At 65.3% G+C, this 14,071-nt stretch carries 11 protein-coding genes; 8 read left to right on the top strand and 3 right to left on the bottom strand.

The genetic code is table 11. From position 1 onward, the window contains the following. Nucleotides 1-3: 3 nt before the first annotated feature. The 3 genes from MUU56_RS11175 to MUU56_RS11165 all read right to left on the bottom strand — a co-directional run bounded on the left by MUU56_RS11175 (nt 4) and on the right by MUU56_RS11165 (nt 6,142). Nucleotides 4-798: a TIGR02186 family protein gene (locus MUU56_RS11175; RefSeq protein ID WP_244767381.1), complete on the bottom strand. Its 795-nt coding sequence runs from the start codon at nt 796-798 to the stop codon at nt 4-6. After that, nucleotides 795-1,721 carry a sulfite exporter TauE/SafE family protein gene (locus tag MUU56_RS11170; RefSeq protein WP_244767380.1) on the bottom strand — a complete coding sequence of 309 codons (927 nt, stop codon included), beginning with the start codon at nt 1,719-1,721 and terminating at the stop codon, nt 795-797. The genes MUU56_RS11175 and MUU56_RS11170 overlap by 4 nt, the downstream gene beginning before the upstream one ends. 512 nt (nt 1,722-2,233) lie before the next feature. Then, nucleotides 2,234-6,142: a peptidoglycan-binding protein gene (locus tag MUU56_RS11165; protein WP_244767379.1), complete on the bottom strand. Its 3,909-nt coding sequence runs from the start codon at nt 6,140-6,142 to the stop codon at nt 2,234-2,236. 495 nt (nt 6,143-6,637) lie between these two features. Here MUU56_RS11165 and MUU56_RS11160 point away from each other — a divergent pair, with 495 nt between their 5' ends. The 8 genes from MUU56_RS11160 to MUU56_RS11125 all read left to right on the top strand — a co-directional run bounded on the left by MUU56_RS11160 (nt 6,638) and on the right by MUU56_RS11125 (nt 14,024). After that, the gene (locus MUU56_RS11160; RefSeq protein WP_244767378.1) at nt 6,638-8,434 is read left to right on the top strand and encodes an acyl-CoA dehydrogenase C-terminal domain-containing protein; all 1,797 of its coding nucleotides are present in this window, start codon (nt 6,638-6,640) and stop codon (nt 8,432-8,434) included. A 33-nt stretch (nt 8,435-8,467) separates the two neighbouring features. Continuing rightward, on the top strand, nt 8,468-8,707 hold the full coding sequence (locus tag MUU56_RS11155; RefSeq protein WP_244767377.1) for a hypothetical protein: 240 nt from the start codon (nt 8,468-8,470) through the stop codon (nt 8,705-8,707). Nucleotides 8,708-8,763: 56 nt separating this feature from the next. Beyond that, nucleotides 8,764-9,972 carry an acetyl-CoA C-acetyltransferase gene (locus MUU56_RS11150; protein ID WP_244767376.1) on the top strand — a complete coding sequence of 403 codons (1,209 nt, stop codon included), beginning with the start codon at nt 8,764-8,766 and terminating at the stop codon, nt 9,970-9,972. A 190-nt stretch (nt 9,973-10,162) separates the two neighbouring features. Then, entirely contained in the window at nt 10,163-12,373 is a 2,211-nt protein-coding gene (locus MUU56_RS11145) for an FAD-dependent oxidoreductase (RefSeq protein WP_244767623.1), read from the top strand. 342 nt (nt 12,374-12,715) lie between these two features. Then, nucleotides 12,716-12,925: a cold-shock protein gene (locus MUU56_RS11140; RefSeq protein WP_244767375.1), complete on the top strand. Its 210-nt coding sequence runs from the start codon at nt 12,716-12,718 to the stop codon at nt 12,923-12,925. A 115-nt stretch (nt 12,926-13,040) separates the two neighbouring features. Further along, nucleotides 13,041-13,328, top strand: coding sequence for a cold-shock protein (locus MUU56_RS11135; RefSeq protein ID WP_244767374.1), 288 nt, complete (start codon nt 13,041-13,043; stop codon nt 13,326-13,328). Between the two features lie 149 nt (nt 13,329-13,477). After that, the gene (rpsU, locus tag MUU56_RS11130) at nt 13,478-13,717 is read left to right on the top strand and encodes a 30S ribosomal protein S21 (protein WP_244767373.1); all 240 of its coding nucleotides are present in this window, start codon (nt 13,478-13,480) and stop codon (nt 13,715-13,717) included. An 82-nt stretch (nt 13,718-13,799) separates the two neighbouring features. Beyond that, entirely contained in the window at nt 13,800-14,024 is a 225-nt protein-coding gene (locus MUU56_RS11125; RefSeq protein ID WP_244767372.1) for a hypothetical protein, read from the top strand. The last annotated feature ends 47 nt before the right edge of the window (nt 14,025-14,071 follow it).

The following is a 14,071-nucleotide window of genomic DNA, read 5'->3' as shown; positions in this document are numbered from 1 at the left end:
CGCTCAGTCCTTGCGGAAGACGATGCTGGCCAGCCATCCGGTGAGGACGGCGAGGAGGACGGAGAAAGCGCCGTAGGCGAGCGCGTTGTTGTAGGCGGCATTGGAGATCATCTGCTCGATGCCGGTCTTCATCACGCGCAACGGCAGCGCCTTCTCGGCAATGAAGACACCATCGCGGAAGAGGTGCGCGCGCACGACATGGGTGCCGTTCGGCACGCTCGCCGGCAGTTTCACCGTCGCCTTGAACAGGCTCGCGCTGATGAACTGCACGCCGCCCGGATCACGCTGGTAGAAGCCGCCGCTCTCCTTGAGGCGCCGGAAGGCCTCGCGGAACTCCGTGATGGTGCTGCCGTCGCCGACATAACCGATCGGCGAAAGGCGGATATGCTGGATGCCGACGCCGACGCCGTTGAGCACCGGCGGTTCGGCGATCGTTTCGACATCCCGCGTGCTCGACAGCGAATAGGATTCCGGCACGAGCTCGAAGGTCATCGAGCGGCGGTTGATCCAGATGCCGAAGACGCGCTCCTTCACGCGCACCGTGTTGTTGTCCTTCGGCCCCTCCAGCGCCACGACGATATCGTATTTGCGCTGGGCGAGCAGGGACGGATCATAGCCTTCGATGGCGCCGAAGATCGTCAGGTCCGCGCCGCGGAAATCCGAGGAGATCGCGATCTCGTCCGTCGAGATGCCGATCTCGAGCTTTTCCGGGAACTCGACCGGCTTGTCCTCCAGCACCTGCGCGGCAGCGGGAAAAACAAGACCCAGGGCAAGAAGGAGCGCGGCGACGGCTCTCATCGATAGACCCCCTCGCTGACGACGGAATAGACATCGGCCGGCGTGACGACGAGATCGACGGCAAGGCGGGCACCGACGGCAAGGACGAGCAGCGCCAGCAGCGCACGCAACTGTTCGCCGCGCAGCTTCTGGCCGACGCGCACGCCGTACTGCGCGCCGATGACGCCCGCCACCATCAGGATAAAGGCGAGCACGATATCGACCGAATAGTTGGTCGTCGCCTGCATCATCGTCGTATAGGCGGTGACGAAGATGATCTGGAACAGCGAGGTGCCGACGACGACATTGGTCGGGATGCGCAGGAGATAGATCATGGCCGGCACCATGATGAAGCCGCCGCCGACGCCCATGATGGAGGTGAGAATGCCGATGCCGAAACCGAGGCCAATGACCGGGATGACGGAGAGGTAGATCTTCGACTTCTTGAAACGCATCTTCAGCGGCAGGCGATGCACCCAGCTGTGCTGGCCGGGCCGGCGCAGCGAGACGGGCTGGTTGTTCGCCGCGCGGCGCAGCGCCCGGATGCTCTCGAGCAGCATCAAGATGCCGACGGTGCCGAGCAGCACGACATAGAGCAGCGAGATGACGAGATCGAGCTGGCCGACGCTGCGCAGGAGCGAGAAGATCCAGATACCGACGGTGGCGCCCGCAAGGCCGCCGAAGAGCAGCACCGTGCCGAGCTTCACATCCAGCGTTCCACGCCGGAAATGCGAAAGCGCGCCCGATATCGAGGAGGCGACGACCTGGTTGGCACCCGTCGCGACGGCGACGATCGGCGGGATGTTGTAGAAGATGAGGAGCGGTGTGATGAGGAAGCCGCCGCCGACCCCGAACATGCCGGAAAGGAAGCCGACGGCCGCGCCCATGCCGAGAATGATGAAGATGTTCACCGAGAGCTCTGCAATGGGCAGATAGACAGTCACAACAATACCCCGATCGGCAAATTTCCGCTTGCGCGGGCTCAAGACATCCGGCGGCCGCTGACCGTTCCGCCTGCCGTCGCGGCTCTCCTTCGGCAGGCTGCGAATGCACGGAAGCGCCCCGCCGCGGGAAGGTGAGGCCCCTCCGGCAGCCGGTTGCGCCTTGCATCACGCAAGGATCGGGCACGGGCGCAGCCTTCCGGCGCGCGCCGCTCTTTTTCGCAGTTCCGGACGCAAGGCGCATTCTGCACGCTTGCGGGAGCCGCTCTGCCGCCCTTTCAGGATGATAACGTTTCTCGAACGCTTATCATCTTGGAGCGACATGAAAATTTCTACCGCATCATTCCTGAAATCGGGGCCGATTTAAGGATGAAATCGTACGGCGAATACACAATGCCACAGCGTCCGTTGCACATCGTGAACGGTGTGCCGCACTGTGGTGAGCGTCATGCCCGCAGGGTGGGGACAAGTCAACCGGAGAAGCCGCTTTCAGGACCTCTCCGGCGGTCCGCCGATCAGCTCGGCTGCTTGTTGCGCTTCAGGAGCTCCGTCACCAGCGCATCGTCGATCTCGCCGGTTTCCTTCTGGCCGACGGACTTCTGGAAGGCCTTGATGGCGGCGACCGTCTTCTTGCCCATCGCGCCGTCCGGCGTGCCGGCATTGAAACCGTTGTTGTTGAGGATCGCCTGGATGTTGCGGATCGCCTTCTTCATGTCGACGCTGGCGGTCTTCGTCGGCTTGCCGACCCATTCATCGGGCAGGTCCGCCGAATTGGTCTTCTCGTCGAGCGGCTGCGGCTTCCACAGGTCCGCCTTCGCCTTGGCGCTGGAAAGCTGCTCCGGGCGCATGGCGTTGGCCACCTCGTCGCGCTTCTGCGCCGCATCGCCGTCGCCATCGCGGGCGGCGATGGCGAACCACTTGTAGGATTCCTCCAGGTCCTGCTTCACGCCGTTGCCGCGCGCATAGAGGATGGCGAGGTTGAACTGGCTGTCGCGCACGCCGAACTCGGAAGCCTTCTGGAACCACTTGGCCGCGCCGTCGAAATCCGGTTGCTCGGTGCCGACGCCCGTGGCGAGGAGAACGGCGAGATTGTGCATGGCGCTCGCATTGCCCTTGTTCGCCGCGACCTCGTAGAGCTCGCGGGCGCGCGGCAGGTCGCGCTCGACGCCCTGGCCCTTCTCGTAGAGGTTGGCGAGACGGTATTCGGCGGGCGCGAAGCCGCGGGCGGCGGAAAGCTCGTACCAGCGGGCGGCCTCCGCGAGGTCCATCGCAACGCCGCGGCCTTCCGTATAGCGTGCGCCGATCTCGAACAGCGCCAGCGGATCGCCGTCGGTCGCCGCCTTCGAGAGCGAGGCCGGGGTGATCGCTTCCGGAACGACGATCGCCGCCGTCTGCGTCTGGTCGACCGGCAGCGCTTCCTCGACGGCAGCGGTTTCCGGCGTCGTCACCGGCTCGAAGCCGGCCGTCGCTGCGCCGTCTGTCGTCTCGGCCGGCGCCGTCAGCGCCGCGCTGCCGGTGGCGGCGGTCTGGGTCGGCGTCGGCTCGGCGCCGGCATTCGTCTGCGTGTCGGCAAGGCCGCGCGTCGCCCCGCTCCCGGCATCATCACCGTCGCCGGCGACCGGATCCGTCAAGGTTTCCTCGCCGGCGGCGGGCATGGCGGCGGTGCTGGCGGTCGCGGTGTCGCCCGCGCCCGCCGTGGTCTCGACCGGTGCGGTCTCGTTCGTCGTGATGGCGGTCTGCTCGACCACGGCCGGCGCCTCGTCGCCCGCCACCAGCGTGTTGACCAGCGGATAGGACATGATCGCCAGCAGCACGGCGCCGACGGCAAGCAGGATCGGCCGGCGATGGCGCGACAGCGCCGATGCCGGCTTCTCGCCCTTCGCCAGCTTTTCCGTCTTCCTGGCGGGAGCGACGCGGGAGATCGTATCGGTCTCCTCGGCGGCAAGCTTGGCGGCGCGGCGGGCGGCAGCGATGAAATCCGCCTTCTCGCCTTCGCTGCCGGCCGCCGGGCGGCTTCCCGAAGCCTGGCCGGCCCGCACGCGCTCGAGGATGCGGCGGACGTCCGGCACGCCGGAGCCCGGCTCCAGCAGCTGGTTCGCCTCTTCCGGCGCCAGCTCGTCCGTGGGGTCGAGCGAGGGCGTCGGGTCGATCTGCTGGCGTTCGGCCTGCGGTGCGGCCTCCTTGCGGCCGGGGGCGAAGCGGCGCTTCAGGCCGGCGAGCAGGCCACCCTTGGCCTGGACCTCCGCCTGCTGGCCGGCAGCGAGCACGGCGGGCTCGTCCGCAAGCGTCTCTTCCGGGGCGGGACGCTCGGGAACGGGAATGTTCTCGACCTCGATCTCGGCAAAGCGGCTTTCCTCCTGCGGCGCCTCGGCTTCGGCCTTGCGGGTCTCGCGGGCCCCGAAGCCGTCATCGTCAAAAGGGTAGTCGTTGCCGTAGATGCTGGAGACGGGAGCAGCGTGGCGCTCCACGTCCATGGCCGGCATCTCGGCGCGCGGCATGACAGCCTCGCGACGGCCGAAGGTCTCGTGCGGGGCGTCGAGCTGCTCGAGGCGGCCGGCGATCTGCACCAGCGTGTCGTGCAACGCATCGAAGGTGCGCGCGGTGCGCTCCTCGCTCGAGCGGCTCAGCTCCTCCAGAACGCGCAGGTCGTCGGCAAGGCCGGCGATCGCCTCCATGTCGGTGCTGGCAGCCGTGGCCGGACCGGCATGGCGGTAGGCTTCCATCACGGCTTCCGCCGCCTGGCGGGCGGCCTCGACGATATATTCGTCATTGGTCGCCATGTAGTCCTCGATCGTCGCAAGACGGTTCTCGAACTCGGCGGGCACGGGCGCCGCGGCGGACGGCGTACTGATCAGCGTGGAGAGATGCGCGATCTGCGCCTCGAGGCCCCGCAGGGCCTCATGGTCGCCCGCCGGGGCGACGCGGGTCGCATCGAGCCGGTCGGCAATCGCCGAAAGGCGGCCCTCGATATGGGCGAAACGGTCTTCCTGGAAGGGGCTGCCGGTCGGCACGTCGAGGCTGTCGATGCGGCGGGCAAGCGCGTCCAGCCGCTCGGCGAGCTGGTCGTTGACGCTGCCCTGGTCGAGCGCGTCGATCTTGCGGGAAATGTCGGAGAGATAGTAGGCGAGCTCGTCGCTGCCCTGGGCGGGCGCGGCCTGCTGGCTTTGCTCCAGCATCTGCGAGAGCTGCTCGATCCGCTCCTCGAGGCGCAGCGCCGTGCGCTCGTTCGACAGGTCCTCGATGCGGTTCGCCAGCGCCTCGATGCGCAAGGCAAGGCCCTGGTCCGGCACGGGCTCCGGACGGTGGGCGATGAGATCGAGCTGGCCGGCGAGATCGGCGATGCGGCCTTCGAGGCGCTGCATCATGCCGTTGTCGGCCATGGACGACTGCTGCATGCGGCCGGCCGCGGCGATCGCCCGGCTGATTTCGTCGAGACGGGCATCCAGCCCCTCGAACTGCGAGGTGACGGCGGAAACGAACCGGCCGTCATCCGGCTGCGCCTGGCGGGCCAGCATGTCGATGGCGCGGGCGATGGTCTCGATCTTGCCTTCGAGCGCGTGGATGGCCGGCGTGGCGCTTATGGCGCCGATCTGGCTCTTCAGCTCGTCCAGCCGATAGGCAAGCGCCACCAGCTCGTCGTCGCGCGTCTGGTCGAAGATCGAGAGTTTCTTCTCGACGCCGCTCCAGCGATCCTCCATGCGGCGCACGGAATCCTCGCGGGCGAGCCCGTCGAGCACCGAACGCAGTTCGTCGAATTCGACGCGCAGGCCTTCCGTCTGGCCGACCGCCTGACCCGACTGGCGGCCGAGCTGGTTGATGCCGGTGGAAAGCCGCAGCAGCTCCTCGCGCAGGTCGTCATTGTTGTCGCGGCCCTCGGCCATCTGGCGGATGCCGCGGATCTCCGAGCGCAGCGACTGCATCTCGCGCTCCAGCCCGTCGGCGATGTCCTTCTTCAGGTCCTGGCGCAGCGAAACGAGCGCCTTGGCGATATCCTCGACGGAATTGTCCGCACGGGCGGGCGCGGCCTGCTGATGGCCATAGGCCGGATGCGCCTGCTGGCCGCCATAAGCGGCACTTGTCTGCTGGCCGCCATAGGCAGCATGGGCCTGCTGGGCGGCGGCATGGTGATCGGCCGAAAGCGGGCGGCGCTCCAGACGCTGGGCGACGCGTTCGCGGCCCCCGTCGATCGCGCGCTGGCGCTGCACGATTTCGGAAACCGGGTCGTCGCGCAACGGGATCGCGCGCGCCGAATCGTAACGGGGCTGCTCGCCGCGGGGTGCATAGCGCTCCTCGCCGCGGCCGCGCGCCTCCCGGCCACCCGCCATCAGGCCCTCGATGCGGGCTTCCAGCCCCTCGATGGTGCGATTGAGCGCGTCGAGCGAGGATCTTTCGCCGTGACGTTGCGGGTTTCGCGATCCGTTCATCTTTCGCCTCGCTTTGGCGGCCATCCGGCCTGCCGGGAGATACTTTTGAAAGCACTGCCGCCCGGCTGCGCCTTTTCTTCCATATCGGCGGATCCCCGCCGTCAAACACTGCATGCGCAATGGGAAACAGTATCGCCCCTGTCCGGCTCCGGACCGCCTGTCCGGTCGTCACAAAGGGAAGCCGAAATGATTCCCGATCCCATGCCCTCAGGCGTCACAATTCATGAAACATGGTAAACAAGGGGTTAATCGCCCCGGAAATTTTTTAACGATTTGCTCATAGAATGGTCCTTGCGGGGAAAGACGACCGTTTGCGGCACAGCCATGGGCGCGGGGGATTCCATCCGCCACCCCGCCGGCAACGCTCCCCCCTCCCCGCCCGAGGAAAATTTCGCCGCCCCGCTACGTTTTGACGTTTACGCAAACGTCAAAGTTTTATAGTATCCCTTGCCAAGGAGCGGACGCATGTCCGCAGGACAGGTGAGGAATCCGAGCATGCCGACCTACAAGGCCCCCGTGAATGACACGCTTTTCATCCTGAACGACGTTCTGGCGCTGGAGCGGTACAACAACCTGCCCGGCTTCGCCGACGCGACGGGCGACATGCTGGAAGCGATTGCCAGCGAGGCGGCGAAGGTGGCGGAAGAAGTGCTGTTCCCGGTCAACCTTTCCGGCGACCAGGAAGGCTGCAAGCGCCATGACGATGCGACGGTCACGGTGCCGAAGGGCTTCAAGCAGGCCTATGATCTCTATCGCCAGGGCGGCTGGATCGGCCTTGCGGTGCCCGAGGAATTCGGTGGCCAGGGCCTTCCCTACGTGCTGCACACCGCCGTCGGCGAGTACATGTCCTCGGCCAACATGGCGCTCACCATGTATCCGGGCCTGACGCAGGGCGCGATCGCCGCGATCCTCGTGCACGGCTCCGAGGAGCAGAAGGCCGCGTATCTTCCGAAGATGGTGGAAGGCGTCTGGACCGGCACCATGAACCTGACGGAGCCCCATTGCGGCACCGATCTCGGGCTTCTGCGCACCAAGGCCGTACCGCAGGCCGACGGCTCCTACAGGATTTCCGGCCAGAAGATCTTCATCTCCGCCGGCGAGCACGACATGTCGGAGAACATCGTGCACCTGGTGCTCGCCCGCATCGAGGGCGCGCCGGAAGGCACCAAGGGCATCTCGCTCTTCATCGTGCCGAAATTCCTGCTCGAGGAAGACGGCACGCCGGGCGCGCGCAACACGGTTTCCTGCGGCGCCATCGAGCACAAGATGGGTATCCACGGCAACGCCACCTGCGTCATGAACTATGACGAGGCGACCGGCTACCTCATCGGGGCGGAGAACAAGGGCCTCAACGCCATGTTCGTGATGATGAACGAGGCCCGTCTCGGCGTCGGCCTCCAGGGCCTGTCGATCGCCGAAATCGCCTACCAGAACGCCGCCGACTATGCCCGCGAGCGCCTGCAGGGCCGCTCGCTCTCCGGCGCGAAGAACCCCGCCGGCAAGGCCGATCCGCTGATCGTCCACCCCGACATCCGCCGCGCCCTGATGACCATCAAGGCCTGGACCGAGGGCGGCCGCGCCTTCACGCTCTGGACGGCGCTGAAATCCGACATCGCCCACCGCGCTGCCGACGAGAAGGAACGCCAGGCCGCCGACGACATCCTCGGCCTGATGACGCCGATCCTCAAGGGCGTGCTGACCGACAAGGGTTTCGACCACGCCGTCATGGCCCAGCAGGTCTTCGGCGGCCACGGCTATATCGAAGAGCACGGCATGAGCCAGTATGTGCGCGATGCGCGCATCGCCATGATCTACGAGGGCGCCAACGGCATCCAGGCGCTCGACCTCGTCGGCCGCAAGCTCGGGCTGAACGGCGGGCGCGCCGTCATGGCCCTCTTCAAGGAGATCGGCGATTTCTGCGAGGAGAACCGGGGGGACGAGAAGCTCGCCTATTTCACCAAGCACCTGAAGAAGGGCTTGAACGACCTCCAGGCGTCCACCATGTGGTTCATGCAGAACGCCATGGCCAAGCCCGACAATGCCGGCGCCGGCTCGACCGATTACATGCACCTCTTCGGCCTCGTCGTCATCGGCTACATGTGGGCGAAGATCGCCAAGGCCGCCGAGGACGGCCTTGCGGCGGGCGCGGGCAAGCGCGAGGACTTCTTGAAGAACAAGCTGGTCACCGCGAAATTCTTCATGGAGCGCCTGATGCCGGAAACCGCGCTGCGCAAGGCCCGCATCGAGGCCGGCGCCGACACGATGATGGAGCTTCCGGCCGAGGCGTTTTGAAGCCATAAGTAAGTCACGTCTTCGGGGGGAGAAATGGCAACGAAAGCTGATTTGACTGGCTGGGTGGTTGAAGCTCTGAAGGCCAACAATGGCACGGCTTCGATACTCTTCGTCGCCCAACACATTTGGTCGCACCATGAAAAAGAACTTCGCGAAAGCGACCTATTCTACTCGTGGCAATATGACATGCGTTGGGCCGCGACAGAGTTAAGAAAGAAGGGTCGGCTTGTCTCTGCCGAAGACGACCGACGAGGCAAGTGGACCCTGAAATAGTTTCGGGTGCATCTGCACCGATAGCGACCACATGGCCGCAGTGAGGAGAAATTAAAATGACCGACGTCTTCATCTACGATCATGTGCGCACCCCGCGCGGGCGCGGCAAGAAGGACGGCTCGCTGCACGAAGTGCCGTCCGTGCGCCTTGCCGCCAAGGTGCTGGAGGCAGTGCGCGACCGCAACGGGCTCGACACCGCCAAGGTCGACGACATCGTCATGGGCTGCGTCGATCCGGTCATGGATGCCGGCTCGGTGATCCCGAAGGCCGCCGCCTTCGAGGCGGGCTATTCGACCCGCGCGCCGGGCATGCAGATCTCGCGCTTCTGCGCCTCCGGCCTCGACGCCGTGAATTTCGGCGCGGCGAAGATCGCGCAAGGGGCGGACGACATCGTCATCGCCGGCGGCGTCGAGAGCATGTCGCGCGTCGGCCTCGGCATGTCGGGCGGCTCCTGGTTCATGGATCCCTCCGTCAACTTCCCGGCCTATTTCATGCCGCAAGGCGTCTCGGCAGACCTCATCGCCACCAAGTACGGCTTTTCCCGCGACGACGTCGACGCCTATGCCGTCGAGAGCCAGAAGCGCGCGGCGCACGCCTGGCAGAACGGCTATTTCAAGAATTCCGTCGTGCCGGTGAAGGATATCAACGGTCTCACCATCCTCGCCCATGACGAGCACATGCGCCCCGGCACGGACATGCAGGCGCTCGCGCAGCTCCAGCCGTCCTTCCAGATGCCCGGCGAGATGGGCGGCTTCGAAGCCGTCGCCATCCAGGCCCATCCGGAAATCGAGGGCATCAACTACGTCCACCATGCCGGCAACTCCTCCGGCATCGTCGACGGCGCCGCCGCCGTCCTGCTCGGCTCGAAGGAAGGCGGTGCGATCCTCGGCAGGAAGGCGCGCGGGCGCATAAAGGCCTTCGCCAATATCGGCTCCGATCCGGCGCTTATGCTGACCGGCCCCGTCGACGTCACGGAGAAGCTGCTCGCCCGCACCGGCATGCAGCTTTCCGACATCGATCTCTTCGAGCTGAACGAAGCCTTCGCCGCCGTGGTGCTGCGTTATATGCAGGCCTTCGACATCCCGCACGACAAGATCAACGTCAACGGCGGGGCCATCGCCATGGGCCATCCGCTCGGCGCCACCGGCGCGATGATTCTCGGCACGGTGCTCGACGAGCTGGAGCGCCGCGACCTCAACACCGCCCTCGTCACGCTCTGCATCGGCGCCGGCATGGGCACGGCGACGATCATCGAACGGGTCTAGAGGGCGTGCGCATGAAAGCCCTTCACCCCGCCTCCGCTGCGCTCGGCGCGCCCTCTCCCCGCAAGCGAGGCGAAGGGGACCGGCGACGACGCGGCAAGTCCCTTCTTCCCGTTCACGGGGAGAAGGTGCCGGCAGGCGGATGAGGGGCAACAGCCGCCTCGCCAGAGAGATTTCAGGGAAGAGGAATCCCATCATGAGCTACAAGAATTTCACCATCGAGACCGACGCCGACGGCATTGCGCTGGTCACCTGGGACATGCCGGAAAAGTCGATGAACGTCTTCACCATCGAAGTGATGGACGAGCTCGACAGGATCATCGATCAGGTCGTGGCGGATGGCGCGGTCAAGGGCGTCGTCATCACCTCGGGCAAATCCTCCTTCTCCGGCGGCGCCGATCTTTCGATGATCCAGGCGAGCTTCGACCTCCTGAAGGAGGCTCAGGCGAAGGACCCGGCCACCGCCGTCGAAAAGCTGTTCGAAGCCACCGGGCGCATGACCTGGCTGTTCCGCAAGCTGGAAACCTCGGGCAAGCCCTGGGTCGCCGCCATCAACGGCACCTGCATGGGCGGGGCCTTCGAAATGTCGCTCGCCTGCCACGGCCGCGTCGCCTCCAATGCCAAGTCGGTCAAGATCGCGCTGCCCGAGGTGAAGGTCGGTATCTTCCCGGGCGCCGGCGGCACCCAGCGCGTGCCGCGCCTCGCCAATGCGCAGGACGCGCTGCAGATGATGACCACCGGCTCCTCGCTGACCGCGGCGCGCGCGAAGGCGATGAACCTCGTGCATCAGGTCGTGGAGCCCGACCAGCTCATCCCCGCCGCCAGGCAGATGATCAAGGACGGCCTGAAGCCCGTCCAGCCCTGGGATGAAAAAGGCTTCAAGGCCCCCGGCGGCGGCATCTGGACGCCGGCCGCGGCGCAGCTCTGGCCCGCCGCGCCCGCCATCCTGCGCCGCGAGACCGCCGGCAACTATCCGGGTGCGCTCGCCATCCTCAAATGCGTCTATGAAGGCCTGCAGGTGCCCTTCGAGACGGGGCTGAGGATCGAGCAGCGCTATTTCACCCACATCCTCCAGACGACCGAAGCCTTCTCCATGATCCGGTCGCTGTTCATCTCCATGCAGGAGCTCGGCAAGGGCGCCCGCCGCCCGGCCGGCCAGCCGAAGGCGGAATTGAAGAAGGTCGCCGTCGTCGGTGCCGGCTTCATGGGCGCCTCCATCGCCTATGTGACGGCCGCCGCCGGCATTCCGGTCGTGCTGATCGACCGCGACCAGGAGGCCGCCGACAAGGGCAAGGCTGTCTCGCAGGGGCTCGTCACCGGCGCGATCGGCAAGGGCCGCATGACGAAGGAGGACGGCGAGACGCTGCTCTCCCTCATCACGCCGACACCCGACTATGCCAGCCTCGCCGATGCGGACCTCGTGATCGAGGCCGTCTTCGAGGACCGCAATGTCAAGAAGGACGTGACCGAGAAGATCGAGGCGGTGCTGCGCGAGGACGCGATCTTCGCCTCCAACACCTCGACCCTGCCGATCACCGGGCTTGCGAAGAATTCCCGGCGCCCGGAGCAGTTCATCGGCATCCACTTCTTCTCCCCGGTCGACAAGATGATGCTGGTGGAGGTCATCCTCGGCAAGGAGATGGGCGACCGGGCGCTTGCCACCGCGCTCGATTACGTCGCGGCCATCAAGAAGACGCCGATCGTCGTCAACGACACGCGCGGCTTCTACGTCAACCGCTGCGTCTTCCGCTACATGGCCGAGGCCTATGACATGCTGATCGAAGGCGTGCCGGCGGCGATGATCGAGAATGCCGCCAAGATGGCCGGCATGCCGGTCGGGCCGCTGTCGCTCAACGACGAGGTCGCCGTCGATCTCTCCTACAAGATCTTCAAGGCCTCCATTGCCGATCTCGGGCCGCAATCGGTCGATCCACGCCATATGGACCTGGTGACCAAGCTGGTGGAAGGCGAAGGCCGCCTCGGCCGCAAGGCCGGCAAGGGTTTCTACGACTATCCGCCGAAGCCGGCCAAGAAGAAGCTTTGGCCCGGGCTGAAGGACCTCTACCCGCAGCAGAAGCCCGAGGATGTCGATGTGACGGTGCTGAAGGAGCGCCTGCTCGTCACCATCGCGCTGGAGGCCGCGCGCACCATGGAGGAGGGCATCGTCACCGATCCGCGCGAGGCCGATGTCGGCTCCATCCTCGGCTTCGGCTTTGCGCCCTATACCGGCGGCACGCTGTCCTATATCGACAGGATGGGCGTGAAGGCCTTCGTGGCGCTGTGCGAAAAACTCGCCGCCAAATATGGCAGCCATTTCCAGCCGACGCCGCTGCTGAAGGACATGGCCGCCAAGGGCGAAACCTTCTACAGCCGCTTCGCACCGGAGGCCAAGAAGGCGGCCTGAGCGAGCCTCACGGACAAGAAAGGGTGGCTTGGCGCCGCCCTTTTTTCGTTTGGCACCGTCAATTCCATCTCCGGATCCACGAAAAATAAAACGGCTCGACCCGTAAATTAATTTCGAGAAAAATCAGGAAATCATTGCGCTTTTTGGCCTTTTCTCCGATGTGATTCCAGAAAAATTCCCACCGACCATTGCACTTTCCGAAATAAACTTTATATAGAACATATCGAAAACTGCTTGCGACCTTTGTCTTCGAGCTAACCAGCTCTGTCAGATTTCCTTTCAAGATCGATCAAAACGGACAATGTATCGTCCGGTTACACTAGCGATGGAAAGGATATCGTTATGAATTCAGGTACCGTAAAGTGGTTCAACAGCACCAAGGGCTTCGGCTTCATTCAGCCTGACGACGGCGCGACGGATGTGTTCGTCCACATCTCGGCTGTCGAGCGTTCGGGCCTCGGCTCGCTCGCCGAGGGCCAGAAGGTCAGCTACGAAATTGTCCGCGACCGCAAGTCCGGCAAGAATTCGGCCGACAACCTTCGCGCCGCATAAGATTGTCATTCTGCCCGCCGACCACGGATGTACTGGCGGCGGAGCGTTCGAATGACGGGAAGAGGTCGGGGTCACGCCCGGCCTTTTTGTTTCCATAGCCCCGAAGGAGAAGGTCATGAGCCGGAAAACCCATACCGTCGGCGACCATGTCGTTCTGAAGGCCGGCCTGTCCCGCACGGCAACGGGCGCGAGGACGTGCCGGATCGTCGGCGTCCTGCCGGCCGACCATGGCGAAGCCCAGTATCGCGTACGGCTCGACAACGAGAATTTCGAGCGGCGCATCGTCCATAGCGACATCGATGCCGACGAGACCGCCGCTCCCGCGGCGCGCAAGGCGGGGACGACGGCGGCCGGCAAGGGCGGCCCCTGGCTGAAGCCGTCGAGCATCCGCATCGGAAAATGACGCCGCGGAGCCTGCGGCCGCTTTGCGACCACGGGCCAAATGCGTTGCGCGGGCGCGGTGCCTTAAAACCATCCCGCGCAGGTCGATGACGCTGTGGCGACATCGTCCACACCCCAGTGCGGCGCAAGCCGCGAGAGAAAGGACATATCGTGCAGGTTCTCGTCAGAGACAACAATGTCGACCAGGCGCTCCGCGTACTGAAGAAGAAGATGCAGCGCGAAGGTCTCTTTCGCGAAATGAAAGCGCGTAGCGCCTACGAGAAGCCGTCCGAGAAGCGGGTCCGCGAGAAGGCAGAAGCCGTGCGCCGCCAGCGCAAGCTCGCCCGCAAGAAATTGCAGCGCGAAGGTCTGCTGCCCGCGCCCAAGCGCGCGGTGCGTCCGGCCCGCTAGAGCAGTTGCTTCTACGCAATCGCGAACGCAAACCGCTTCGCCCTTTGCCGGAACTGCCCTGACGATCCAGAAAGGAGAGGTCATGACCGCAACCAAGGAAAAATTCTTCAATCCCGTCAAGCTTTCCGCGCAGGACAAGGCGGCGGCGACCGACCAGACGGCGCGCACCATCATCGCCGCCGAAGCGACCGCGCGGGACAAGAAGACCGCCCGGCTGCGCGCCCTGCGCCTGCAACAGGAACCGGTCGAGGCGGAGCCCAAGCCGCCCCGCAAATCCCGCAAGCGTACAGCGCCCGCAGCCACCTGAACCGGATGCGCGCATCGGCTCCGGGGATGGGACATTTTTTCGTGTTT

Source organism: Shinella yambaruensis (assembly GCF_022899355.1).
In the GTDB taxonomy this organism is placed as follows: Bacteria; Pseudomonadota; Alphaproteobacteria; order Rhizobiales; family Rhizobiaceae; genus Shinella; species Shinella yambaruensis.
This window is presented reverse-complemented; position numbering and strand designations above follow the sequence as displayed.

Coding starts and splice junctions, on each gene's coding strand:
- MUU56_RS11140 (WP_244767375.1), top strand. CDS start 12,716: ATGAATTCAGGTACCGTAAAGTGGTTCAACAGCACCAAGGGCTTCGGC.
- MUU56_RS11175 (WP_244767381.1), bottom strand. CDS start 798: ATGAGAGCCGTCGCCGCGCTCCTTCTTGCCCTGGGTCTTGTTTTTCCC.
- MUU56_RS11160 (WP_244767378.1), top strand. CDS start 6,638: ATGCCGACCTACAAGGCCCCCGTGAATGACACGCTTTTCATCCTGAAC.
- MUU56_RS11125 (WP_244767372.1), top strand. CDS start 13,800: ATGACCGCAACCAAGGAAAAATTCTTCAATCCCGTCAAGCTTTCCGCG.
- MUU56_RS11155 (WP_244767377.1), top strand. CDS start 8,468: ATGGCAACGAAAGCTGATTTGACTGGCTGGGTGGTTGAAGCTCTGAAG.
- MUU56_RS11135 (WP_244767374.1), top strand. CDS start 13,041: ATGAGCCGGAAAACCCATACCGTCGGCGACCATGTCGTTCTGAAGGCC.
- MUU56_RS11150 (WP_244767376.1), top strand. CDS start 8,764: ATGACCGACGTCTTCATCTACGATCATGTGCGCACCCCGCGCGGGCGC.
- MUU56_RS11165 (WP_244767379.1), bottom strand. CDS start 6,142: ATGAACGGATCGCGAAACCCGCAACGTCACGGCGAAAGATCCTCGCTC.